Below are 22,210 nucleotides of genomic sequence, written 5' to 3'. Positions count from 1 at the left end.
GCCGGGCGGCGGCACTCAACCGCTCGTCGATGGTGGGCCGTTCAGCCCCGTGCTTTGATCGGTGCACGGCACGCCGACGGCCCGCGCCGGATGTCCCCAACCCCGGGCGCCGGGCGTGCGTACCGCACCGCTCCCCTTCCCCACGAAAGGAACAGACCTGCCATGAACACTGTCCCCCAGGTCGAGACGGCCGAGATCTCCGACGCGGACCTGGACCGGGTGTCCGGCGGCATCGGCCTCACCGCGAGCACCGCCCTGGTCGCGGGCGACGGCGCCCTCGGTGCCGGCCTCTACGCGGAGTCCGGCCCGCTCACCCTCGCCGGCGGCCTCGGCGCCTCGGCACCCTTCGGCGGCGCGGCGGCCCAGGGCCAGGTCCACACGACCATGGTCTGAGCCGTTCAGGGCGTCACGACCGCCGCCCTCACGAACCCCGCCCACGCCGTCCGCGTGACGGCGAGGCGGGGGCCGTGGGGGCGCTTGGAGTCGCGGATGTGGATGGTGGCGGGGGTTATCGCCACTTCGACGCAGTCGTTGCCGTCCCCGCTGCTGCTGTAGCTGCTCTTGAACCAGACGGGAACGGGGGCTTCCGAGGTTGAGGTGACGCGGATCATGACTCTCCAAGCATCTGCTCGATGACGGCCCGCGACTCTCGGGGCGTGAGAGCCTGGGCCCGGATCATGCCATAGCGCAGCTCAAGGATCCGGAGCTGTTTGGGGTCGGACACGGGCCGACCGCTGAACGCTCCTTCGGAGCGGCCCACCGCCGTACCGTCGGGAAATTTCAGGACCTCGATCAGACCGCCCGTGCCGAAGTGCTCCTCGCGTGCGGTCGGCATCACCTGGATCGATACGCTCCGCAACTCACCCAGCTCAAGCAGTCGTTCGAGCTGACCACGCCACACCATTCTGCCCCCTACGGGCCGGCGCAGCGTCGCCTCCTCCTGGACGAAACTGAAGGTCGGCGCCGGGGACCGCTCGAACACCGACCGGCGTGCCAGTCGTGCCGCCACCATCCGCTCGGTCTCTTCCTCCGTGTACGCGGGCAACCAGGCGTCGAAGAGCGATCGCATGTGGTCCTCGGTCTGCAAAAGCCCATGGATGTTGTGGTTGGCGTACAAGGAGATCTCAACCGCCGTGGCCTCCAGCTTGGCCAGCTCCCGCACATGCTTGGGGTACCGGACCCTCTTCACGTCCTCCCAGGCAGCGGCGAGGAGGCCGCCCGCGTCGAGAACCTGGTCCGCCCTCTCCAGGTACTCCCGCCGGGGGATCCGCTTGCCGCCCTCGACCTTGTAGACCAGGTCCTCCCCGTAGCCGACCGCCACCCCGAAGTCGCCCGCCCGCATGCCCACCGCCTCGCGGCGCAGCCTCAGTTGCCTCCCCACGGTGGTGAGGACGGCCACACCCCACTCGTCGTCCGGGTCGACCTCCCAACCCGGCTCGTCCGCCTCGCCGTTCCCCGACATCCGCACCCCTCCGTCGTACGCGTCCCGTCGCGACGTACGTCAAGGTAGACGAGCGCGTTACGCCGGGTGACGGAATGCGGTCACCGCGTCACCCGGACGTGCCGCACAGGCCCCGCTCCACCGCTTCCATCACCCTGCGTTCCGCCTCCTCCGCCTCGGGCGGACGCAGGCCCCGCAGGGGGCCGTCGGTGAGGAGTACGGCCATGCCGTGGACGGTGGACCAGACGAAGTACTCGGCGTCCGGGCGGTGTCCGGGAGACAGGGCACCCGTGGTGGCGAGGTCGTCCAGGGCCTCGGACAGGAGGCGGTAGGCGGTCCGGCCCCCGGTCCCGGCCGCTTCCCCGGTGTCGGTGTCGGCCATGCCCGTGGTCGCGAACGCGGCGCGGAACAGGCCCGGTTCGGACTGCGCGAAGGCGAGGTAGCCGCGGGCCAGGGCACGCAGGCGCGCGCGTGCGCAGGAGGCTGCTCCCGCCGGTTCGCGCTCCATCGTGCGGGCCAGCTCCGCCAGGCCCACCTGGGAGACCGCGGCCAGCAGGGCCCGCCGGTCGGCGAAGTGGCGGTAGGCCGCGTTCGGGGCCACCCCCACCCGGCGGGTCGCCTCACGCAGGACCACCGCGTCCGGGCCGCCCTCCCGGGCCAGTTCGACGCCCGCCGCGATGAGCGCGTTGGGCAGGTCGCCGTGCCGGTAGGTGTCCCGTGGGGCCATCGGTACTCCTCTGTCCGCGGTTCTCCCGCCCTCTCGATGTGGACGGCGTTCACATCGGCGGCTAGTCTACGACGCGTCGGAAATGTGGACGGCGTCCACATGTGGGTGGTCGAGGGGGAGCGGGCGACATGCGCGACGAAGACGCGGTGCGGCTGGAGGCGTTGACCAAGCGGTACGGGTCCGGACGGGCCGAGGCGACCGTGCTCGGGCCGGTCGATCTGGGCTTCTCACGGGGGTGTTTCACCGCCGTGATGGGGCCCTCGGGGTCCGGCAAGTCGACGCTTCTGCAGTGCGCGGCTGGGCTGGACGGGCCCAGTTCCGGACGCGTCGTCCTGGACGGCACCGACCTGACCTCGCTGAACGAGACGGAGCGGACCCGGTTCCGCAGGACCGCCACCGGGTTCGTCTTCCAGGCGTACAACCTGCTGCCCTCCCTCACCGCCGAGCAGAACGTCGCACTGCCCCTGCGGCTCGCCGGCCGGCGCCCGGCACGCGGGGAGGTGCGGCGCGCGCTGGAGCAGGTGGGGCTCGGCGACCGGGCGGGGAGCCGTCCGCATCACCTCTCCGGGGGCCAGCAGCAGCGGGTGGCCGTCGCCCGCGCGCTGGTGACCCGCCCGGCCGTCCTCTTCGCCGACGAGCCGACCGGGGCGCTCGACCTCACGACGGGGCGCGAACTGCTCCGTGTCCTGCGGGACCTGGTGCACTCCCCCGGTGACCGGGAGGCAGGGACCGTCGTCATGGTCACCCATGATCCGCAGGTCGCGGCCTTCGCCGACCGCGTGGTCTTCCTCGCCGACGGGCTCCTCGCGGGAGAGCTGCGCTCGCCCACTCCGCAGGCGGTCGCCGAGCGGATGACCGCGCTGGGCCGACCCGCGGCGGAGGAAGCGGCGGGTGCCCCGTGCTGAGGGTCGCGCTTGGCACGCTCCGGCTCCGCTGGGTGTCGTTCCTCGGGACGGTCGTCGCGCTCGTCCTCGCGGTGGCGCAACTGACCGCTCTGGGTGTCGTACTGATGTCAGCGGCACAGCCACCGCAGCGGCCCCCGCACCGGTTCGTCCACGCTCCCGCCGTCGTCCTGCCCGCCGATCCCCGCTGGGACTCCGCACAGCACGATCTCGGCGTGCGGTCCCCCGCCGCGGCCCGTGGACTGTCCCCGCGGTCGGTGCGGGACGTGTCGGCGACCGGCACCGCGGTCGTCGACCGGAGCTTCTACGCGCGGCTCGCGAGCGTCGGCGGCACGGAGAAGCAGGTCGGACACCCCTGGCCGGTGGCCGAGTTCGGCGGGTACGCGCTGCGGGACGGGCGGGAGCCGCGCGCGGGAGGCGAGATCGTCGTCCCGGCCGGCCGGGCGCGCACCGGGGAGACGGTGACCGTGCTGACGGCCGCCGACGGCCCGGGACGCTACACCGTCGTCGGCACGGTGGCCCCGGTCGGCTGGGAGGACGCCGTCTTCTTCGGCGCCGAGGAGGCGGAAAGGCTGTCGCCCCGTGTCGACGCCCTGGTGGCGCTGGGGCCGGTGGAGCGGGTGCGGGCGGTGGTCCCGGACACGGCCGAGGTGCTCACCGGGGCCGACCGGCACCGCGCCGACGCGGACGCGGCGATGGACCGGGAGGCCCTGGACAACACCCTCACCCTGCTGCCGGTGATGGCCGCGGTCGCCGGTACCACCGCGGTGTTCGTGGTGGCCTCCACCTTCGCCTTCGCGGTGGTGCAGCGGCGCCGGGAGATCGCCCTGCTGCGGACGGTCGGCGCCACCGGGCCGCAGGTGCGCCGCATGGTCCGCGCCGAGGCCCTGCTGGTCGGCGCTCTCGCCTCGGCCGGGGGCGGAGTGCTCGGGCTGCTCGGCACCCGGCCGCTGACGGATCTGCTCGTCGCGATGGACGTCGCACCGCCCGGGTTCGCGGTGGAGCTCTCGGCCCGCCCGGAGGTGCTCGCTCCGCTCGGGGCCGCCGTCCTGACCGGGCTGCTCGTGGCCCTCTGCGGTGCGGTGGCCGCCGCGCGACGGGCCTCGCGCGTACGACCGGTGGAGGCGCTGCGGGAGGGTGCGGCCGAGGACGCGGGGGTGACGCCCGGCCGGGCCGCCCTCGGGGTCGTCGGACTGGCCGGCGGGGCCGCGGCCGCGTGCTGGATCGGGCTGGTCGCGCCGCGCACGGTCCTCTCCCCCACCGCGTACGTCGTCTCGCTGCTGGTGCCCGTCGTCGCGGTCGCCGCGCTGGCACCGCTGCTCGTGGGTCCCGTCGTCCGGGTGCTGATGCGGCCACTGCGGCGGTCGCACGGCCCCGCCGCACTGCTCGTGCGGCAGAGCGCGCTCACCTCGCGCCGGCGTACGGCGGCCACGGCGGCGCCGGTGCTGCTGACGGTCGGGCTGGCGCTGTCCCTGCTCACGGCCACCGACTCGCTGGGGGCCGCCCGGGACGCGGGGTTCCGGACGGGGGTCGGGGCGCCGTACGCCGTCGTACCGGAGGACGGGACGCCCGGGTTCAGCCCGCGCGTGGCGGAGCGGGTGGCCCGGGTGGCGGGGGTGCGGGTCGCCGCGCCGGTGCTGACCACCGTCTACTTCCCCGACGGGGACGGGCGGCTGGAGGAGAACGACGGGCTCGCGCTGAACCCCGAGGCGCTGCGCCGGTCGACCCGCCTGAAGGTCGTGCGCGGCTCGCTGGACGACCTGGACGAAGGAAGCATGGCCGTCGCCGACCGGTGGGGGATGAAGGTCGGCGACCGGGTCCCTGCGACGCTCGCGGACGGCCGCGGCATCACCCTGCGCGTGGCCGCCACCTATGCGGCGCTGCCCGGTGAGGACGTGGCCTACCTTCCCGAACGCTTCGCCGGGACGGGGCTGTTCGCCCGCGACGGCCTGGTCCGCCGGGCCTCCCTCTCCCTGGCGCCGGGCACGGACCGCCCGGCCGCCCTCGCGCGGGTGCGGGCGGCGCTCGCGGGCAGCGGGGCCCGGCTGACCACCCGGGAGGGGCTGGTCGCCGCCGAGGCCGCGCAGGCACACCGCCTCACCGAGACCCGGCAGCGGTCCACCGCCGTGATCGTCGTGCTGTTCTGCTTCGTGGCGATCCTGAACACCCTGCTGATGGCGACCGCGGACCGGCGCCGCGACCTGGCCGTCCTCGGGCTGACCGGGGCCACGCCGCGCCAGGTCCTGCGCTTCTTCGTCGCCGAGGCGCTCCTGGTCACGGCGGTCGGCGTGACCCTGGCACTGCTCGCCGCCGGGGTCAACCTGCTCGGTCTCGGTGCCGCCCTGCACCAGCTGTTCGGCACGGCGCCGATCGTCGTGCCGTGGGCGGCGGCCGGCGCCGTCACGGCCGCCTCGGCGCTGCTGGCGGTGCTCGGCACGGTGGTGCCGGTGGCGTCCGCGCTGCGGCGCCGCGCCGCCTGAGCCGGCGACCGGGTGCGCGGGCTCGCCGGGCATCCCCGTCACCGGCGTCAGCGGCGTACCGCCTCCACCGTCTCCGGCACGTGCCCCGCGACCACGCGCTCGCGGCCGGCGACCGGGGCGGTGGCGGCGTGCCGCCGGTCCACCGCCCACGCCGTGCCCGCGACCGCGAGGCCGAGGACCGCCAGGGCGGCGCCCGCCGTCGCCGGGGAGGTGACCCCGAATCCGGCGGCCAGGGCGAGGCCGCCGATCCAGGCGCCACCCGCGTTGGCGAGGTTGAAGGCGGCCTGGTTGGCGGAGGAGGCCAGGGAAGGGGCGGCCGCGGCCTTCTCCATGACCATGAGCTGGAGGGGCGAGCCGGTGACGAAGGCGGCCATGCCGAGCAGGGCCACCGACAAGGCCGCCGTGACCGGCGTACGCATGAGGAGGGGGAACAGCGCCAGGACCACGACCAGGGAGGCCAGGCCGCCGAAGAGGGTGCCGCGCAGGGAGTGGTCGGCCAGGCGGCCGCCCAGCAGGTTGCCCGCGGTGGCGCCGACACCGAAAAGGGCGAGGAGCAGCGTCACGCTGGTCTCGGCGAATCCGGCGGCGTCGGTGAGCATCGGCGTGACGTAGCTGTACGCCGCGAAGAGCGCGCCGAAGCCGGCGACCGTCGTGCCCAGCGCCAGCCAGACGGGCAGCGAGCGCAGGGCGGCCAGTTCGCCGCGCAGGCCCGTGGAGGGCGCGGGGGCGCTGTCGCGCGGGATCAGGAGGGCCAGCGCCGCCATCGCCGCCACGCCGATCGCGCTCACGCCGAGGAAGGTGGCCCGCCAGCCGAGCTGCTGGCCCATGGCGGTGGCGGCCGGGACGCCGACGATGTTGGCGACGGTGAGGCCGAGGAACATCAGGGAGACGGAGCGGGCCTTGCGTTCCGGCGCGACCATGCCGGTGGCGACGACCGCGCCGACGCCGAAGAAGGCGCCGTGCGGCAGGCCGCTGACGAAGCGGGCGGCCAGCAGGGAGATCTCCCCGGGCGCGACGGCCGACAGGGCGTTGCCGACCACGAAGAGCGCCATGAGGGCGATCAGGACGGCGCGGCGGGACATCCGGGTCGTCGCCGCGGCGAGCAGCGGGGCGCCGATGACGACGCCGAGCGCGTAGGCGGAGACGAGGTGGCCGGCGGTCGGGATGGAAATGTCCAGGTCGTCCGCGACGTCGGGCAGCAGGCCCATCATCACGAACTCGGTGGTACCGATGCCGAAGGCGCCCACGGCAAGGGCGAGCAGGGCCAGGGGCATGAAGGATCTCGCCTTTCGAGAGCGGAGTGCGTACGGGAGGGACGGGGCACAGGGGGACGACTGTATGTTCCCGTACGGAACAAAGACTCTCAGGGCGGGTATTCCGCGGACGAATTCTAGGAAGCCGTTGTGTCGACCTTCACACGCGCGGCGATCGGCAGATGGTCGCTGCCGGTCGCCGGGAGGGTCCAGCTGGTCATGGGCTCCACGCCGGTGACCAGGATCTGGTCGATGCGGGCCATCGGGAAGGACGCCGGCCAGCTGAAGCCGAAGCCGTCGCCCACGGCACCCTGCGGGGAGCGCAGCTGGGAGGTGATCGCGGTGAGCGAGCGGTCGTTCATGGTGCCGTTGAGGTCGCCGAGGAGGATCTTGCGGGGCAGCTTCTCGTGGCGGATGGCCTCGCCGAGGGCGTCGGCGCTCTTGTCCCGCTGCCGGGCGGTGAACCCGGCCTCCAGCTTCACCCGTACGGAGGGCAGATGGGCGACGTACACCGCGATCGGGCCGGACGGGGTGGCGACGGTGGCGCGCATCGCGCGCTTCCAGCCCAGCTCGATGTCGACCGGCTTCACGTCGCTGACCGGGTACTTGCTCCACAGCCCGACGGTGCCGACGACCGCGTGATGCGGGTACTTCGCCGCCAGCGCCTTCTCGTACGTCGGGACGGCGGACGCCTTCAGTTCCTCCAGGGCCATCACGTCCGCGCCGGCGGCGGCGACGGCACGGGCGGTGCCCGCCGGGTCGGCGTTGTCGGCGTTGACGTTGTGCGTGGCCACGGTGAGGTCGCCGCCCGAGCCGGTCTTGTCGAAGAGCAGGCCGCCGAAGAGGTTGAGCCACACGCTCACCGGCACCACCAGCGCGATCAGCGCCGTCGCCGACTTGCGGACCAGGGCGATCACCAGCAGGACCGGGATCAGCAGGCCGAACCACGGCAGGAAGGTCTCGGTGAGGCTGCCGAGGTTGCCGATGGCGTTCGGGATGCGCGAGTGGGCCGCCATGACCGCCGACAGGAGGAGCGCGACCACGGCCGTGACCAGGCCCCGGCGCCAGATCCGCCGGTCGCCGCGCCAGCCGCTGACCGCCCGGTCGAACAGGCGCCGAATCCGGGTCTCCCGGCGCTCGGGGTCCGAGCCGCCGCTGTCCGTCTCCGTCATGTACGCCTGCTGCGCCATACCGTTGCCTCACTGCCTGCTGTGCACACCGTCGCCCCCTGTGACTCAGCACCATAGGGGATGATCGGCTCCGATCCCGCCGTCCCTCGACGGCCGTACGGGCACGAGGACGTACGGGCCGTCCCGCGGAGTTCCGCACCGCGCCCGGACGGGCGGCTCTGTGACAGAACGGGCACATTTGACCCCATGAGCCACACCCTGCCCCGTCCCCGGGAGCGTGACGGGGGTCCCCTAGCCGTCGGGCCGCCACAGGTGCCACCATGGAAGGGATCCGGGGACGCCGTCAGGGCGCCTCGAGATGACATGAAGGAGCCGTTGCCATGACGCAGCTTTCGGCTGCCCAGACGCCGCAGCGCACCCCCGCCGACGGGAGCAGGGCGCTGTACGGGGGCAAGATCAACCGCCGTATCACCGTCCGGGACATCACCGCCGCCAAGGAGCGCGGGGAGAAGTGGCCCATGCTCACCGCGTACGACGCGATGACCGCGTCCGTCTTCGACGAGTCCGGCATCCCGGTGATGCTGGTCGGCGACTCCGCGGGCAACTGCCACCTCGGCTACGAGACCACCGTCCCCGTCACGCTGGACGAGATGACGATGCTCTCGGCCGCCGTCGTACGGGGCACCAGCCGCGCCCTGATCGTGGGCGACCTGCCCTTCGGTTCCTACCAGGAGGGACCGGTGCAGGCGCTGCGCTCGGCGACCCGGTTGGTCAAGGAGGCCGGGGTCGGGGCGGTCAAGCTGGAGGGCGGCGAGCGCTCGCACCGGCAGATCGAGCTGCTGGTGGAGTCCGGCATCCCGGTGATGGCGCACATCGGCCTCACCCCGCAGTCCGTCAACTCCATGGGCTACCGGGTGCAGGGCCGCGGCGAGGAGGCGGCCCAGCAGCTGCTGCGCGACGCCAAGGCGGTGCAGGACGCCGGCGCCTTCGCGGTCGTCCTGGAGCTGGTGCCGGCCGAGCTGGCCGCCGAGGTGACGCGGACGCTGCACATCCCGACGGTCGGGATCGGCGCGGGTCCGGACACCGACGCCCAGGTGCTGGTGTGGACCGACATGCTCGGGCTGACCGGCGGCCGGGTGCCGAAGTTCGTCAAGCAGTACGCCGACCTGCGCAAGGTCATGGGCGACGCGGCGAAGGCGTACGCCGAGGACGTCGTCGGCGGCACGTTCCCCGAGGACGAGCACTCCGTCCACTAGCCGCTGGCCCCGTCCACCAGCAGACCATCGCGGTACGACCACCGGCCCCGCCGATCTTCCCCCGTCGGCGGGGCCGGCTGGTTCCCCGCGCGTGATGTCGGTGCCATGTCGGCGGGGCCGGGCGGCTGTCGGTGGGATGTCGGCGGTTTGTCGGTGGGGCCTGCCATCGTCTGGGGCATGAAGCGAATCGACGACATCCCCCGGGCCGCGGACAGCGCGGTCACCGTGCGGGGGCTGGTCAAGCACTACGGCGAGACCAAGGCGCTGGACGGCGTCGACCTGGACGTGCGCGAGGGCACCGTGATGGGCGTGCTCGGGCCGAACGGCGCCGGTAAGACCACCCTCGTACGCATCCTGTCCACCCTCATCACCCCCGACTCCGGCCAGGCGCGCGTCGCCGGGTACGACGTCGTACGGCAGCCGCGGCAGCTGCGCCGCGTCATAGGGCTGACCGGGCAGTACGCCTCCGTGGACGAGAAGCTCCCCGGCTGGGAGAACCTCTACATGATCGGCCGGCTGCTCGACCTGTCCCGCCGGGACGCGCGCGGCCGCGCCGACGAGCTGCTGGAGCGGTTCTCGCTCACCGAGGCCGGCAAGCGGCCCGCGTCCACCTACTCCGGTGGCATGCGGCGCCGCCTCGACCTGGCCGCCTCCATGATCGGACACCCGTCCGTGCTGTTCCTGGACGAGCCCACCACCGGCCTCGACCCGCGCACCCGCAACGAGGTGTGGGACGAGGTCAAGCGCATGGTCGGCGACGGCGTCACCGTGCTGCTCACCACCCAGTACATGGAGGAGGCGGAGCAGCTGGCCTCCGAGCTGACCGTCGTGGACCGCGGCAAGGTCATCGCGAACGGCGGCATCGAGGAGCTGAAGGCCAAGGTCGGCGGCCGCACCCTGCGGGTCCGCCCGGCCGACCCGCTGCAACTGCGCCCGCTCGCCGCCCACCTGGACGAGCTGGGCATCACCGGGCTCGCCAGTTCCACGGTGGACACCCAGCGCGGTGCCGTCCTGGTGCCGATCCTCAGCGACGAGCAGCTGACGGCGGTGGTCGGCGCGGTCACCGCGCGCGGCATCACCGTCTCCGCCGTCACCACCGAACTCCCCAGTCTGGACGAGGTCTTCCTGTCCCTCACCGGCCACCGCGCCAGTGCCCCGCAGGACCCCGCTCCCGCCACCGACGACACACGCGAGGAGGTCGCCGTATGAGCGCCGCCACGTACTCCCCCGACACCCGCGTCACCCCGGACGCGCGGATCACCCCGCGCGCCCACCTCCGGCACACCGGCGCGCTCGTCCGCCGCAACCTGCTGTGGATCCGGCAGGACCCGGAGTCGATGTTCGACGCCATCCTCTTCCCGATCGTCTTCACGCTGCTGTTCGTGTACGTGTTCGGCGGCTCCATCGGGCAGTCCCTGGGCGGCGGTCAGCAGGCGTACGTGCAGTACGTCATCCCCGGCCTGATGGCCATGATGGGCATGAACATGGCCCAGGGGGTCGGGACCGGCTTCAACCAGGACTTCAACTCCGGTGTCATGGACCGCTTCCGGTCGCTGCCGATCGGCCGCGGCTCGGTGCTGTTCGCGAAGATCGCGGTGGAGTTGCTGCGGATGCTGTTCGCGACCGCGGTGCTGATGGTCGTGGCCGTCCTGGTCGGTTTCGACATCACCGACTGGGCGGGGCTCCTGGCCTCGGTGGGGCTGTCCGCGGTGTTCGGGTCGGCGCTGATGTGGGTGTTCCTGACCCTCGGCGTGATCATGAAGAACGCGCAGTCCGTGCAAGCGATGGGGTTCCTGGTGCTGATGCCGCTGCAGTTCGGCTCGTCGATCTTCGCGCCGACCGAGTCGATGCCGGGATGGCTGCGGTCGTTCACGGACTACAACCCGCTGTCCTCGCTGGCGGACACCGCACGCGGCCTGATGGTCGGCGGTCCCATCGCGCACGACCTGTGGGTGACGCTGGCCTGGTCCGCCGTGCTGACGGCGGTGATGGCGCCGATCGCCGTCCACAAGTTCCGCACGAAGAGCTGAACCGCGTACGCGTCAGACGAGGGCGACGGCCTCCTCCGGGGAGAGCCGGCCGCCCTCGGCGTACGCGTCGGCGTACGCCTCGGCGCCGAGCGCCTCGCGGACCCGCTCGACGGCCCGCTCGCGCGCGTCCCGCTCCATGCCCGTCGACACGTGCCCCGGCGGGAGCATCGCCTCGGCGGCGCCCAGGCACCGGGCGCCGTCCGCGGCCCGGCCGCCGCCGTCCGAGCGGGCCAGGGCCATCGCGGCGATGGTCAGGTACGCGGAGCGCATGTGCGGGGCGATGGCCGTGGACAGCGGGTCCTCGGCCTTCCGCAGCGACTTGCGGATCCCGGTCAGGCACTCCTCGTGCCGGCCCTCCAGCGTGGCGAGCCAGGCTTCGGCGGCGATGATGAAGGCGTCGAAGACCACGAAGTGGGCGATGGAGAACTCCTCGCGCAGCGAGCGCAGCTGCTCACCCGCCTCGGCCGTACGGCCGGTCATGCCGAGGTGTCCGGCGAGGAAGAGCCGGGCCGCGGGCATGGCGCCGTTGTGGCCCATACCCGCCGTACGGTCGATCACCTCGCGCAGGACGCGCTCGCCCTGCTCCGTGTCGCCCGCCTCCAGCAGCACGCTGCCGAGGCGGGCGTCGAGGATGTCCACCTGGGCGTGCGCGCCGAGCCGCTCGGCGTGTTCCGCGGCGGCCCGGTAGTCGGCGGCCGCGAGCCGGTACTCGCCGATGCGCTCGCGGGCCTCGGCCCGCCCGGAGAGGGCCTCGGCCATGCCCCAGCCGTCGCCGAGCCGGCGGTAGATCTCCAGCGACTCGTCGGCGTCGCGGACCGCGTCGCCCGCCCAGTCGGTGCGGTTGGCGAGCATGTTGGCGCGCATCTGCAGGCCGCCGGCCAGCTCCCACTCGTACCCCGGGGTCTCGCGGCAGGTCCGCACGGTGGCGTCCATGATCTCGCGCAGCCGCGCCATGTCACCGGTGAGCAACACGGAGTAGAACCAGAGCAGGCCGGGGCTGGAACAGGTCTGCGGCATCCCCGGCTCGTAGGTGTCCGCGATGACGCGCAGTTTGCGCTTGGCCGCCGGGTTCTGCCACGCGTCCAGCTCCGTGTCCATGCAGGCCAGATGGGCCAGGTGCACTCCGCGCCGGGCCTCCGCGAGGACCTCGCCGGTCATCGGGGGCGGGGCGGACGTGCACCGCTCCCACACCGGCTGGGCGGGGCCGGCCGGTTCGGCGAAGGGGTCCGGGCCGAGTGCCATCACCTCGACGAACCAGTTCCGGGCCTCCACCCGCAGGTCGCGCATCTGCCAGTACCAGACCAGCGACAGCGCCAGGCAGAGCGCCTCCTGCTCGTCGCGTTCGGCGACGGCGTGGCGCAGGGCGGTGCGCAGGTTCTCGTACTCGCGCTCCAGCCGCTCGATGGCGGCGAGTTGCTGTGCTCCGCGCAGCAACGGATCGGTGGTGCGGGCGAGTTCGCGGTAGTACGTCAGGTGGGCGCGGGCCGCCGAGGCGCGTCCGCCGGCCTCGTCGAGGCGCTCGCCGGCGTACTCGGCGACGGTCTCCAGGAGCCGGTAGCGCATGCCGTCGCCGGACAGGCGGTCGGTCACGGGCGTGGCCACGACGAGGGACTTGTCGACGAGGGAGCCGAGCGCCTCCAGCGCGGCGGGTCCGCACACGGCCTCGGCGGCGGCCAGGTCGCAGCCGCCCGCGAAGACGGACAGCCGCCCCAGCACGTCGCGCTCGTCGGCGTCGAGCAGGTCCCAGGACCAGTCGACGACCGCGCGCAGCGTCTGCTGGCGGGGCAGGACGGTACGGCTGCCGGAGGTGAGCAGGCGGAAGCGGTCGTCGAGCCGGTCGGCGATCTGGCGCGGGGTGAGCATGCGGAGCCGGGCGGCGGCCAGTTCGATGGCCAGCGGCAGGCCGTCGAGGCGGCGGCAGATCTCGGCGCAGGCGGCGGCGGTCTCCTCGTCGGCGTCGACGCGGAAGCCGGGGCGGGCGGCGGCACCCCGGTCGGCGAGCAGCCGCAGCGCGGCGGGCTCGGACAGCGGCTCCACGGGGCGCAGCGTCTCCCCCGGCACGCCGAGGGGTTCGCGGCTGGTGGCGAGGACGGTCAGGTGGGGGCAGCGGGCGAGGAGTGCCTCGGTGAGGCGGGCAGCGGAGTCGACGACGTGCTCGCAGTTGTCGAGGACGATCAGCAGGCGGCGCCGACCGCAGTGCTCGACGAGCCGCTCGACGGCGGTGTCCTGCCGTTCGGAGGCGGTGGCGGCCCGCATCTCCTCGGCACCGGCGCGGTAGAGCACGGTCTCGCGGGCGCCGACGGCGGTCAGGACGGCCTCCGGTACGTCGGCGGGGTCGTCGACGGGGGCCAGCTCGGCCAGCCACACCCCGTCCCGCGCCGTGTCCCCGGCCCCCTCGGCGACCTCCTGCGACAGCCGGGTCTTCCCGGCGCCGCCGGGTCCGAGGAGGGTGACGAGCCGGGTGGTCGCCAGGTCGGCGCGCAGCGCTTCCACGTCACCTTCCCGCCCGACGAAGGAGGTGAGCCGGGCACGCAGGTTGCCCCGGGGCCGCGATCCCTCAGGGGCGGGTGGGGTGGCGGACTCGGGCCACGCGGCGGCGGCTTCCGACGGCGGCGCGGTCGCGGGCGCCGTGGCGGACGCGGGGGCGGGGGCGCTGGCGGACGCGGACGCGGGGGCGGTGGTCGGCTGCGGTCCGGTGGCGGACTCCGGGCCGGTGGTGGGCGCGGGCGCCGGGTGGGAAGCGGGTGCGGGGCCGGCGGCAGGGGCGGTGGTCGGCTGCGGTCCGGTGGCGGAGGCCGGGCCGGTGGTGGGCGCGGGCGCCGGGTGGGAAGCGGGTGCGGGGCCGGAGGCAGGGGCGGGGGTGGCGGGGGACCCCGGTGCCGTCCGGGAAACAGGCCGGCTGCCTGAAGCAGGACCGGCGGGGGCGGCATGGGGCCCGGGCGCCGTCCCGGAAGCGGGGGCGCGTCCCGTACCCGGGGCGGGGAAGGCGGCGGACCCCGGAGCCTGACCGGGTGCCGGTGCCGAACCCGACGCGGGACCGGGCATCGCGCCCCGGCCGCGCCCGGACACCGGGCCGGGGCCGGGCGCCGGGTGGAGCAGTTCCGCGTGAAGGGCCCGCAGCTCCGGGCCCGGGTCGGCGCCGAGGCGGTCGGCGAGCAGGCGGCGTACATCCTCGTAGGCGGCCAGTGCCTCGGCGGTGCGGCCGGTGTCGCGCAGGGCGCGCAGCCGCAGTGCCTGGAGGGGCTCGTCCAGGGGGTGTCCGTCGCACAGCGCGGTCAGCTCGGGCAGCGAGTGCTCGGCCTGCCCGAGGCCCAGGGCGGCGGTGTGGCGGGCGCGCAGGACGTCCAGGCGCCGGGTCGTCCAGCGGGCCGCCTCCGCGGTGCGGTCGGGCAGGTCGGGGAGGACGGGGAGGACGGGGTCGCCCCACAGGGCGAGGGCGTCGTCGAGCACGACCGCGGCCTTGGCCGGGTCGCCGTCGGCGAGGGCGCGGGTGCCCTCACCCGCGAGCCGGTCGAAGCGGTGCAGGTCGACGTCGTCGGGGGCGGCGGCCAGCCGGTAACCGCCGTCGGCGGAGACGACCGAGTCCGCGCCCAGCGCCCGGCGCAGCCTCCCCACCAGCGCCTGCAGCGCGCCCGGCGCGTCGGCGGGCGGGTCCCCGTCCCAGACCTCCTCCACCAGCAGCCCCGCGGGGACGGCGCGGCCGGCCCGGAGGGCGAGCACGGTCAGCAGGGCACGCAGCCGCGCCCCGCCGAGCGGGACGGCCGTGCCGTCGGGACGGAGTACCTGTGTGGTGCCGAGGATGCGATAGCGCACGGGACCATTGTCCCCGCTGCCGTCGGAGCCGGTCACGGGGTTTTGGCCGCGCGGCGTGACCGGCCTCCGCCGCCCCCTCCGTGTCGCCGTCCAGGAACCGTCGTCCCCCGTGTCGCCCGTCCAGGAACCGTCCGCCCCGCACGAGACGTTCTCCCCGTGCGCCCGGTACGGTCGGGCAGTCCCGCACCCGCGGGTGCCCTCACGCGTGCCCGACAGTCAGGGAGTTCCATGTCCACCGCCACCGCCCGCCCCAGTGACCGGCGGATCAGTCCCGTCTTCCTCGGGATCGTCGCCGTCGCCGCGGTCACGGGCTGGGCCACCTGGAGCGGGTTCGCCGAGCAGCCGGGTCTGGCCGTGTTCCTGTTCGTGACGGCCGCCTGGGTCGTGTCCCTGTGCCTGCACGAGTACGCGCACGCCCGCACCGCGCTGCACAGCGGCGACATCTCGGTCGGCGCGAAGGGCTACCTCACGCTGAACCCGGTGAAGTACACGCACGCGCTGCTGAGCATCGTGCTCCCGGTGCTGTTCGTGATCATGGGTGGGATCGGTCTGCCCGGCGGCGCCGTCTTCATCGAGCGGGGGCGGATCCGGGGGCGCTGGCGGCACAGTCTGATCTCGGCGGCGGGCCCGCTGACGAACGTGCTGTTCGCCGTCGTGTGCACGGCGCCGTTCTGGCTGGACGCGCTGGACGGCGTGCCGCGCGACTTCCGGCTGGCGCTGGCCTTCCTCGCGCTGCTCCAGGTCACGGCCGCGATCCTGAACTTCCTGCCGGTGCCGGGCCTGGACGGCTACGGCGTGATCGAGCCCTGGCTGTCGTACAACGTGCGGCGGCAGGTGGAGCCGCTCGCGCCGTTCGGGCTGCTGATCGTGTTCGCGCTGCTGTGGATCCCGGCGCTCAACGGCGTCTTCTTCGACGCGATCGACGCGATCCTGCGTTCCCTCGGGATCGGCGAGGTCGACACCTACTGCGGCTTCGAACTGTACCGCTTCTGGCAGACGGACGAGCTGTGCACGGTCACCCCGTGACGGACGTGGCGCGCCGGGTGTCCCGGCCCCGCTTCACGTAGTACCAGCACATGTTGGACGACACGCCGGACAGCAGCACCCACACGACGCCGATCACGACGCTGCCCTGCACGAAGGAGACGACGGCGGCGGCCACCGCGAGGACGCAGACGACCAGGGCGTAGAGGGCGAGGCGGGGCATGGGGCGGGCTCCTGTCGGGGGACACGTGCGGGTACTGCGCCGGCGCGGCCGGCACCCACCAGTGTCCCCCATCGCCTCACACGTCGGTGACGCGGAGCCCGGCGTGTGCCTTGTAGCGGCGGTTGACGGAGATCAGGTTGGCGACCAGCGACTCGACCTGGTGGGCGTTGCGCAGCCGTCCGGCGAAGACGCCGCGCATGCCGGGGATGCGCCCGGCGAGTGCCTGCACGATCTCCACGTCGGCGCGCTCCTCGCCGAGCACCATCACGTCGGTGTCGATCTCGTCGATCTCCGGGTCCTGGAGGAGGACCGCCGAGAGGTGGTGGAAGGCGGCGGCGACCCGGCTGTCCGGCAGCAGGGCGGCGGCCTGCTCGGCGGCGCTGCCCTCCTCGGGCTTGAGCGCGTAGGCGCCCTTCTTGTCGAAGCCGAGCGGGTTGACGCAGTCGACGACGAGCTTGCCGGACAGTTCCTCGCGCAGGGATTCGAGGGTCTTGCCGTGTCCGTCCCACGGCACGGCGACGATCACGACGTCGCTGCGGCGGGCGGTCTCGGCGTTGTCGGCGCCCTCGACGCCATGCCCGATCTCCTCGGCGGCGGCCGCGGCGCGCTCGGCGGCGCGGGAGCCGACGATCACCTTCTGGCCGGCCTTGGCGAGGCGGTACGCGAGGCCCTTGCCCTGGGGCCCGGTGCCGCCGAGCACGCCGACGACCAGCCCGGAGACGTCGGGCAGGTCCCAGGGGTCCTTGGCGGGGGCCTTGTGTGCAGCACTGTCGGTAGAGGTCATGGGGCGACCCTACGTCCGCCACGGCCTGCCCAGGGGCAGGGGTCCCGCCCGGTGGAAGGGGGTCCCCGGGCCGGGTGAATCCGGGGCGAACGGCGGACCGCGCGGACGGTGTTGCGGCAGGATGCGGCCGCATGGACGCCGTGAGGGTCGCGCTGCTGCGGGAAGTGCTCGCCGGGACCGAGTGGCTGGGGGCCACCCGGAGGTTCGCGGGGGCGCTGCGGGGGTCGGTGGTCCCGCACGGGGGCGGTCTGCTGCTGGTGGGCACCCCCGGGTTCGAGCCCTGGCATCTGGCGGCGCACCTGGTGGACGAGGCCGCCTGGTCGGGGACGCCGGAGCTGGCGCCGACGCTGGTCAGGCACGACGCGCGCCCGTCGGACCCGGCGCATCTCGCGGTCGGCCTCGGACGGCTGGCGGCGGCCCGGCGCGGGGAGACGCTGCTGGTGGTCACGCCCGACGATCCCGGCGCCCCGCTGCTTGAGCGGGTGCACGACGCCCGCCGGGCCGGTGCGACGGTGCTGGCGCTGGGCACCGACCGGGAGCCGGGCGAGCGGGAGCTGACGGCGATGGCACACGAGACGCTGACCGTCCCGGACGGCGCCGAGCTGGATCTGGACACGGTGCAGCACCTGGTCAGCGCGTCGGCCGGGGAGAACGCGGTGCCGCCGCCCCGGGGCCGACGCCGCTTCCGAGACCGCCTCTCCCGCCTCGCCGACCACCTGACGGCCCCACCACCATCGGGCTGGTGACGACCACCCCCCACCCGGTGCCACCCACCGCCCGCCGCGCCCTCGCCGCCGACCGCCGCGGTCGGCCGTGTCGGCCGCCACCCACCACAGCCCGACCGCGCCCGCACGCCCCCGGGTCACCACCCGCCGCAACTCGCCCAACGACCACCGCGCCTCAGCCGCCACCCGCCACAAACCCGCCCGACAACCGCCCCACTCCGGCCGCCACCCACCGCAAGTCCGCCCGGCGACCGCCGCGTCGGCCGCGACCCGGCACTGGCCGCCGCTGTCCGGCCGTCGTCGGCCGTGACGGCCGCGCCCAGGCCGGTGACCGTCGTGACGGGCGCGCCCCGGCCGGTGACCGTCGTGACGGGCGCGCCCCGGCCGGTGACCGCCGCGTCGGTTGTGACGGTCGCGGCCCGGCCGGTGACCGCCGTCGGGGAAAACCGGTTGCCGTGCTCGGCGGGTCGCCGGACGATGGCCGCTCGTGACCGACACCTCTCCCGCCGACGCCCCCGCCGACAAGGCGGGTGAGGCGTTCGACGGCCCGCCCGCCGGATTGCGGGCCCTGCTGCCCGACCTGTCCCCCTGGCGGGCCTCGCGGGACTTCCGGCGGCTCTGGGTCTCGGGGCTGATCACGAACTTCGGGAGCTTCCTGACGTTCGTCGCGCTGCCGGTGCAGATCAAGGAGCTGACGGGCTCGGCGGCGGCGGTCGGCGCGATCGGCGCCGTGGAGCTGGTGCCGCTGGTGGTGTTCGGGCTGTACGGCGGTGCGCTGGCCGACGCCTGGGACAAGCGGCGGCTGATCCTGTGGACGGAGGCCGGTCAGGGCGCGCTGTGCGCGGCGCTGCTGGTCAACGCGCTGATGCCGAGCCCAGCCGTGTGGCCGCTGTATGTGATCGCCGCGTTCACCGCGGCGCTCGGCGCGGTCCAGCGCCCGGCCCTGGACTCGCTGATCCCGCGGATCGTGGCCCACGAGCACCTGCCGGCCGCCGCCTCGCTGAACGCGCTGCGCTGGCAGGCCGGCGGGATCGCCGGACCGGCGCTGGCGGGCGTGGTGGTGGCGTACGCGGGCCTCGGCTGGGCGTACGCGGTGGACCTGGTCAGCTTCGCCGCCTCGGTGGCCCTGGTCGCGGGCCTCGCCTCCGCACCGGCCTCGCACGAGGCGCGCAAGCCCTCATGGGCCGCGATCGCCGAGGGGGCCGGGTACGCGTGGGGCCGCAAGGAGCTGCTGGGCACGTACGCGGTCGACATCGCGGCGATGCTCCTGGCGATGCCGCTCGCGGTGCTGCCGTTCCTGGCCGACGAACTGGGCGCCGAGTGGTCGCTCGGGCTGATGTACGCGGCGATCCCGGCGGGCTCGCTGCTGGTGGGCGTGAGCAGCGGATGGACGTCGCGGGTGCACCGGCACGGGCGGATGGTGGTCCTCGCGGCGGCCGGGTGGGGCGTGGCGGTCGCCGCGGCGGGCTTCGCCGGGAACGTGTGGCTGGTGCTGCTGTGCCTCGTGCTCGCCGGGGCCTGCGACATGGTCAGCGGCGTCTTCCGCAGCGCGATGTGGAACCAGACCATCCCGGACGAGCTGCGCGGCCGGCTCGCCGGGATCGAGCTGCTGTCGTACTCGGTTGGCCCGCAGCTCGGTCAGGTCCGGGCGGGCGGCACGGCCGCGCTCGCCGGGGTGCGGGCGTCGGTGTGGTCGGGCGGGCTGCTGTGCGCGGGCGCGGTGGGGCTGCTGGCGCTGTGCCTGCCGACGATGATGACGTACGACGCGCGGACGAACGAGCACGCGGTCCGGCTGCGCGAGAAGCGCGCAGCCGACGCCGCGAGCGGCTGATCAGTCGTCCCGGTCGCCGTCGGCGCCCCCCGCCGAGGAGGCGTCGTGCCACCTGGGGTCGTTCTCCCACTCGAGGTTGCGCTCGCGGGCGGTCTGCATCGCGTGCTCGGCCTCCGTGCGGGAGGCGTACGGCCCGAAGCGGTCCCTGCCCGGGCAGTCCGGGCCCTCCTCGACCTTCTGGTGCTCCAGGCAGTAGTACCACTCGCCCGGTTTGCCGACCGTGCGCTTCTTGAACAGGGCCATGGACAGCTCCTCTCGCCACCGACATGTTCCCCCATGCCCGCTGGTTAGACTCGCTGCATGTCTGGCCAGTCGCTGCTCGTACCAGGGGAGCTGTCTCCCACCCGTTCCGTGCCCGGAAACATCCGCCGGCCCGAGTACGTCGGCAAACCCGCGCCGGCGCCGTACACCGGTCCGGAGGTGCAGACACCCGAGACGGTCGAGGCGATGCGCGTGGCCGGGCGGATCGCGGCGCGGGCGATGGAGGAGGCCGCGAAGCACATCGCGCCCGGCGTGACGACCGACGAGCTGGACCGGGTGGCGCACGAGTACATGTGCGACCACGGCGCCTACCCCTCGACGCTCGGCTACCGCGGCTTCCCCAAGTCCCTGTGCAGTTCGGTCAACGAGGTCATCTGCCACGGCATCCCCGACTCCACGGTGCTGCGCGACGGCGACATCGTGAACCTCGACGTGACGGCGTACATCGGCGGGGTGCACGGCGACAACAACGCGACCTACCTGGTCGGCGACGTGGACGAGGAGAGCCGGCTGCTGGTCGAGCGGACCCGGGAGTCGCTGGCCCGCGCGATCAAGGCGGTCAAGCCGGGCCGCCAGATCAACATCATCGGCCGGGTCATCGAGTCGTACGCGAAGCGGTTCGGGTACGGGGTGGTGCGGGACTTCACCGGCCACGGCATCAACTCCTCGTTCCACTCGGGGCTCATCGTGCCGCACTACGACAGCCCGCACGCGACGACCGTCATCCAGCCCGGGATGACCTTCACGATCGAGCCGATGCTGACACTCGGGACCCATGAGTACGACATGTGGGACGACGGCTGGACGGTCGTGACGAAGGACCGCAGGCGCACGGCCCAGTTCGAGCACACGCTCGTGGTGACGGACTCGGGCGCGGAGATCCTCACCCTGCCCTGACCTCGCACGCCCTGGACGGCCCGCTCTCCTCGGAGGGCGGGCTGTTTCGCGTCCGGGTGGGTACGCTTTTACCGACAGCCCGTCGGCAAGCCTATTGACTTAGGTAAGCCTAACCATAGAAAATCGGCCCCATGGACTCCTTCTCGACCCTCATCCGCACGGCGTCCCACGAGCAGCACGTGGAGGCGGAGACCTCCACCTTCATGAGCGACCTGCTCGGGGGCCGGCTCGGCGTGGACGCCTACGCGCGCTACACCGAGCAGCTGTGGTTCGTCTACGAGGCCCTGGAGGCCGCCGCCGGACGGCTGGCGGCGGATCCGGTGGCCGGGCCGTTCGTCCGGCCGGAGCTGCTCCGGCTGGCCTCCCTGGAGCGGGACCTGGCGCACCTGCGCGGCGCCGGCTGGCGCGCGGGCCTGACCGCCCTGCCCGCGACCGAGGCGTACGCGGCCCGGGTGCGCGAGTGCGCCGAGGACTGGCCGGCGGGGTACGTCGCCCACCACTACACGCGCTACCTCGGCGACCTGTCGGGCGGGCAGATCATCCGCGACAAGGCCGAGCGGACGTGGGGCTTCGCCAGGAAGGGCGACGGGGTCCGCTTCTACGTCTTCGAGGAGATCCCCAACCCGGCCGCCTTCAAGCGGGAGTACCGCGAACTGCTGGACGGCATCCGCGCGGACGACCTGGAGAAGCAGCGGATCGTCGCCGAGTGCAGGCGCGCCTTCGCTCTGAACACGGCGGTCTTCCGGGCGCTGGGCGAGGAGTTCCCGCTGTCCGCGTGAGCCGGGCGGTGCGCCGGCAGCGGTGGCGGTCGCCGTCACCGCTCCAGGCGCACCCGCCCGCCGATCTCGACCCAGCCCTCGGGCTGCGGTGCGGTGAGGATCTGGGAGCCGGCCCCCTGCGTGATGTTCAGGGCGCGGCCCAGCTGCCCGGTCAGCAGCAGCGCCGCCGCGCCCGTCGCCTCGTCCTCGTCGATCCCGTCCTCGCGCCCGGGGAAGGCGCGGGCGCGCACTCTTCCCGCCGCCTCGTCCTCCCACGCCCAGGCGTAGATCCACTCCCCCTTCGGCGGCACCGCCAGGTCGTCGACCTCGGCGACGGTGGCGTACTGACGCAGGGTGCGCGGCGGGGCCCACTCGGGGCGGGCCTCGATCCAGCTGAACTCCCCGTCCAGCCGGGCGCCCACCACCCCGGCCGGGGTGACGAGTTCGGGCACGTCGAGCAGCCAGGCGGTGCCGACGCAGGGGTGCCCGGCGAAGGGCAGGCGCAGGGTGGGCGTGTAGATGTCGACGACGCCGCGCTCGGGGTCGTCGACGAACACGGTCTCACTGAAGCCGAGTTCGGCGGCCAGCTCCTGCCGCCGCTCGGGCTCCGGCAGCACGGATCCGTCCCGGACGACGCCCAGTTCGTTGCCGTATCCGCCGTTCGGGGCGCAGAAGACGCGCAGTACGTCGTAGTCGATCACCGGGGCATTCAAGC

General features: G+C 74.0%; 21 protein-coding genes. 11 read left to right on the top strand and 10 right to left on the bottom strand.

Annotation, left to right across the window (positions count from 1 at the left end):
* Positions 1 to 162 precede the first annotated feature (162 nt).
* Positions 163 to 393, top strand: coding sequence for a hypothetical protein (locus ACZ6IM_RS04400; RefSeq protein ID WP_052839942.1), 231 nt, complete (start codon positions 163 to 165; stop codon positions 391 to 393).
* Positions 394 to 398: 5 nt separating this feature from the next.
* Here the strand turns inward: ACZ6IM_RS04400 and ACZ6IM_RS04395 are convergent, their stop codons facing one another.
* The 3 genes from ACZ6IM_RS04395 to ACZ6IM_RS04385 form a co-directional block, all read right to left on the bottom strand.
* Positions 399 to 611 (bottom strand): DUF397 domain-containing protein, encoded by a 213-nt coding sequence (locus tag ACZ6IM_RS04395; RefSeq protein ID WP_052839943.1) that lies wholly within the window; start codon positions 609 to 611, stop codon positions 399 to 401.
* Positions 608 to 1,462 (bottom strand): helix-turn-helix domain-containing protein, encoded by an 855-nt coding sequence (locus ACZ6IM_RS04390; RefSeq protein WP_052839944.1) that lies wholly within the window; start codon positions 1,460 to 1,462, stop codon positions 608 to 610. The genes ACZ6IM_RS04395 and ACZ6IM_RS04390 overlap by 4 nt, the downstream gene beginning before the upstream one ends.
* Positions 1,463 to 1,550: 88 nt before the next feature.
* Positions 1,551 to 2,168 (bottom strand): TetR/AcrR family transcriptional regulator, encoded by a 618-nt coding sequence (locus ACZ6IM_RS04385; protein WP_052839945.1) that lies wholly within the window; start codon positions 2,166 to 2,168, stop codon positions 1,551 to 1,553.
* Positions 2,169 to 2,296: 128 nt separating this feature from the next.
* Between ACZ6IM_RS04385 and ACZ6IM_RS04380 the strand changes: the two genes are divergently transcribed.
* The gene (locus ACZ6IM_RS04380) at positions 2,297 to 3,073 is read left to right on the top strand and encodes an ABC transporter ATP-binding protein (RefSeq protein ID WP_052839946.1); all 777 of its coding nucleotides are present in this window, start codon (positions 2,297 to 2,299) and stop codon (positions 3,071 to 3,073) included.
* On the top strand, positions 3,067 to 5,550 hold the full coding sequence (locus tag ACZ6IM_RS04375) for an ABC transporter permease (RefSeq protein ID WP_469554160.1): 2,484 nt from the start codon (positions 3,067 to 3,069) through the stop codon (positions 5,548 to 5,550). Before ACZ6IM_RS04380 ends, ACZ6IM_RS04375 begins: the two co-directional genes overlap by 7 nt.
* Positions 5,551 to 5,597: 47 nt before the next feature.
* On the opposite strand, the gene ACZ6IM_RS04370 is transcribed toward ACZ6IM_RS04375, so the two are convergent.
* A complete protein-coding gene (locus ACZ6IM_RS04370) occupies positions 5,598 to 6,824 on the bottom strand; it encodes an MFS transporter (RefSeq protein ID WP_052839948.1) in 1,227 nt (408 codons plus the stop codon).
* Between the two features lie 116 nt (positions 6,825 to 6,940).
* Positions 6,941 to 7,993: an endonuclease/exonuclease/phosphatase family protein gene (locus tag ACZ6IM_RS04365; RefSeq protein WP_052839949.1), complete on the bottom strand. Its 1,053-nt coding sequence runs from the start codon at positions 7,991 to 7,993 to the stop codon at positions 6,941 to 6,943.
* A 320-nt stretch (positions 7,994 to 8,313) separates the two neighbouring features.
* On the opposite strand from ACZ6IM_RS04365, the gene panB reads away from it, so the two are divergent.
* From panB to ACZ6IM_RS04350, 3 genes are all read left to right on the top strand, one after another.
* Positions 8,314 to 9,189 (top strand): 3-methyl-2-oxobutanoate hydroxymethyltransferase, encoded by an 876-nt coding sequence (gene panB / locus ACZ6IM_RS04360; RefSeq protein WP_052839950.1) that lies wholly within the window; start codon positions 8,314 to 8,316, stop codon positions 9,187 to 9,189.
* 177 nt (positions 9,190 to 9,366) lie between these two features.
* Positions 9,367 to 10,398: an ATP-binding cassette domain-containing protein gene (locus tag ACZ6IM_RS04355; RefSeq protein WP_469554157.1), complete on the top strand. Its 1,032-nt coding sequence runs from the start codon at positions 9,367 to 9,369 to the stop codon at positions 10,396 to 10,398.
* Positions 10,395 to 11,219 carry an ABC transporter permease gene (locus tag ACZ6IM_RS04350; protein WP_052839952.1) on the top strand — a complete coding sequence of 275 codons (825 nt, stop codon included), beginning with the start codon at positions 10,395 to 10,397 and terminating at the stop codon, positions 11,217 to 11,219. Before ACZ6IM_RS04355 ends, ACZ6IM_RS04350 begins: the two co-directional genes overlap by 4 nt.
* Positions 11,220 to 11,231: 12 nt before the next feature.
* On the opposite strand, the gene ACZ6IM_RS04345 is transcribed toward ACZ6IM_RS04350, so the two are convergent.
* Positions 11,232 to 15,032 carry an AfsR/SARP family transcriptional regulator gene (locus ACZ6IM_RS04345; RefSeq protein WP_469554155.1) on the bottom strand — a complete coding sequence of 1,267 codons (3,801 nt, stop codon included), beginning with the start codon at positions 15,030 to 15,032 and terminating at the stop codon, positions 11,232 to 11,234.
* Positions 15,033 to 15,260: 228 nt separating this feature from the next.
* On the opposite strand from ACZ6IM_RS04345, the gene ACZ6IM_RS04340 reads away from it, so the two are divergent.
* Positions 15,261 to 16,058, top strand: a complete 798-nt coding sequence (locus tag ACZ6IM_RS04340; protein ID WP_052839953.1) for a site-2 protease family protein — start codon at positions 15,261 to 15,263, stop codon at positions 16,056 to 16,058.
* On the opposite strand, the gene ACZ6IM_RS04335 is transcribed toward ACZ6IM_RS04340, so the two are convergent.
* On the bottom strand, positions 16,048 to 16,239 hold the full coding sequence (locus ACZ6IM_RS04335; protein ID WP_217252526.1) for a hypothetical protein: 192 nt from the start codon (positions 16,237 to 16,239) through the stop codon (positions 16,048 to 16,050). The genes ACZ6IM_RS04340 and ACZ6IM_RS04335 overlap by 11 nt on opposite strands.
* A 76-nt stretch (positions 16,240 to 16,315) precedes the next feature.
* Positions 16,316 to 17,023: an NADPH-dependent F420 reductase gene (gene npdG, locus ACZ6IM_RS04330; RefSeq protein ID WP_052839955.1), complete on the bottom strand. Its 708-nt coding sequence runs from the start codon at positions 17,021 to 17,023 to the stop codon at positions 16,316 to 16,318.
* Positions 17,024 to 17,154: 131 nt separating this feature from the next.
* On the opposite strand from npdG, the gene ACZ6IM_RS04325 reads away from it, so the two are divergent.
* Positions 17,155 to 17,769 (top strand): hypothetical protein, encoded by a 615-nt coding sequence (locus tag ACZ6IM_RS04325; protein WP_052839956.1) that lies wholly within the window; start codon positions 17,155 to 17,157, stop codon positions 17,767 to 17,769.
* Positions 17,770 to 18,235: 466 nt separating this feature from the next.
* The gene (locus ACZ6IM_RS04320; protein WP_469554153.1) at positions 18,236 to 19,579 is read left to right on the top strand and encodes an MFS transporter; all 1,344 of its coding nucleotides are present in this window, start codon (positions 18,236 to 18,238) and stop codon (positions 19,577 to 19,579) included.
* Here ACZ6IM_RS04320 and ACZ6IM_RS04315 read toward each other — a convergent pair whose 3' ends face one another.
* The gene (locus tag ACZ6IM_RS04315) at positions 19,580 to 19,822 is read right to left on the bottom strand and encodes a hypothetical protein (protein ID WP_052839957.1); all 243 of its coding nucleotides are present in this window, start codon (positions 19,820 to 19,822) and stop codon (positions 19,580 to 19,582) included.
* Positions 19,823 to 19,879: 57 nt separating this feature from the next.
* Here ACZ6IM_RS04315 and map point away from each other — a divergent pair, with 57 nt between their 5' ends.
* Together map and ACZ6IM_RS04305 are read left to right on the top strand one after the other, a co-directional pair.
* Positions 19,880 to 20,737, top strand: a complete 858-nt coding sequence (map, locus tag ACZ6IM_RS04310) for a type I methionyl aminopeptidase (RefSeq protein ID WP_052839958.1) — start codon at positions 19,880 to 19,882, stop codon at positions 20,735 to 20,737.
* A gap of 131 nt (positions 20,738 to 20,868) precedes the next feature.
* Positions 20,869 to 21,516, top strand: a complete 648-nt coding sequence (locus tag ACZ6IM_RS04305) for a biliverdin-producing heme oxygenase (RefSeq protein WP_052839959.1) — start codon at positions 20,869 to 20,871, stop codon at positions 21,514 to 21,516.
* 35 nt (positions 21,517 to 21,551) lie between these two features.
* On the opposite strand, the gene ACZ6IM_RS04300 is transcribed toward ACZ6IM_RS04305, so the two are convergent.
* The gene (locus ACZ6IM_RS04300; protein WP_052839960.1) at positions 21,552 to 22,196 is read right to left on the bottom strand and encodes a PhzF family phenazine biosynthesis protein; all 645 of its coding nucleotides are present in this window, start codon (positions 22,194 to 22,196) and stop codon (positions 21,552 to 21,554) included.
* Positions 22,197 to 22,210: the final 14 nt, after the last annotated feature.

Source organism: Streptomyces sp. NPDC042336, assembly GCF_055581985.1.
This window is presented reverse-complemented; position numbering and strand designations above follow the sequence as displayed.

Bases quoted from the DNA above. Each gene is read 5' to 3' on its own strand.
- ACZ6IM_RS04400 (WP_052839942.1), top strand. From the start codon at position 163: ATGAACACTGTCCCCCAGGTCGAGACGGCCGAGATCTCCGACGCGGAC.
- ACZ6IM_RS04395 (WP_052839943.1), bottom strand. From the start codon at position 611: ATGATCCGCGTCACCTCAACCTCGGAAGCCCCCGTTCCCGTCTGGTTC.
- ACZ6IM_RS04390 (WP_052839944.1), bottom strand. From the start codon at position 1,462: ATGTCGGGGAACGGCGAGGCGGACGAGCCGGGTTGGGAGGTCGACCCG.
- ACZ6IM_RS04385 (WP_052839945.1), bottom strand. From the start codon at position 2,168: ATGGCCCCACGGGACACCTACCGGCACGGCGACCTGCCCAACGCGCTC.
- ACZ6IM_RS04380 (WP_052839946.1), top strand. From the start codon at position 2,297: ATGCGCGACGAAGACGCGGTGCGGCTGGAGGCGTTGACCAAGCGGTAC.
- ACZ6IM_RS04370 (WP_052839948.1), bottom strand. From the start codon at position 6,824: ATGCCCCTGGCCCTGCTCGCCCTTGCCGTGGGCGCCTTCGGCATCGGT.
- ACZ6IM_RS04365 (WP_052839949.1), bottom strand. From the start codon at position 7,993: ATGGCGCAGCAGGCGTACATGACGGAGACGGACAGCGGCGGCTCGGAC.
- panB (WP_052839950.1), top strand. From the start codon at position 8,314: ATGACGCAGCTTTCGGCTGCCCAGACGCCGCAGCGCACCCCCGCCGAC.
- ACZ6IM_RS04355 (WP_469554157.1), top strand. From the start codon at position 9,367: ATGAAGCGAATCGACGACATCCCCCGGGCCGCGGACAGCGCGGTCACC.
- ACZ6IM_RS04350 (WP_052839952.1), top strand. From the start codon at position 10,395: ATGAGCGCCGCCACGTACTCCCCCGACACCCGCGTCACCCCGGACGCG.
- ACZ6IM_RS04340 (WP_052839953.1), top strand. From the start codon at position 15,261: ATGTCCACCGCCACCGCCCGCCCCAGTGACCGGCGGATCAGTCCCGTC.
- ACZ6IM_RS04335 (WP_217252526.1), bottom strand. From the start codon at position 16,239: ATGCCCCGCCTCGCCCTCTACGCCCTGGTCGTCTGCGTCCTCGCGGTG.
- npdG (WP_052839955.1), bottom strand. From the start codon at position 17,023: ATGACCTCTACCGACAGTGCTGCACACAAGGCCCCCGCCAAGGACCCC.
- ACZ6IM_RS04325 (WP_052839956.1), top strand. From the start codon at position 17,155: ATGGACGCCGTGAGGGTCGCGCTGCTGCGGGAAGTGCTCGCCGGGACC.
- ACZ6IM_RS04315 (WP_052839957.1), bottom strand. From the start codon at position 19,822: ATGGCCCTGTTCAAGAAGCGCACGGTCGGCAAACCGGGCGAGTGGTAC.
- map (WP_052839958.1), top strand. From the start codon at position 19,880: ATGTCTGGCCAGTCGCTGCTCGTACCAGGGGAGCTGTCTCCCACCCGT.
- ACZ6IM_RS04305 (WP_052839959.1), top strand. From the start codon at position 20,869: ATGGACTCCTTCTCGACCCTCATCCGCACGGCGTCCCACGAGCAGCAC.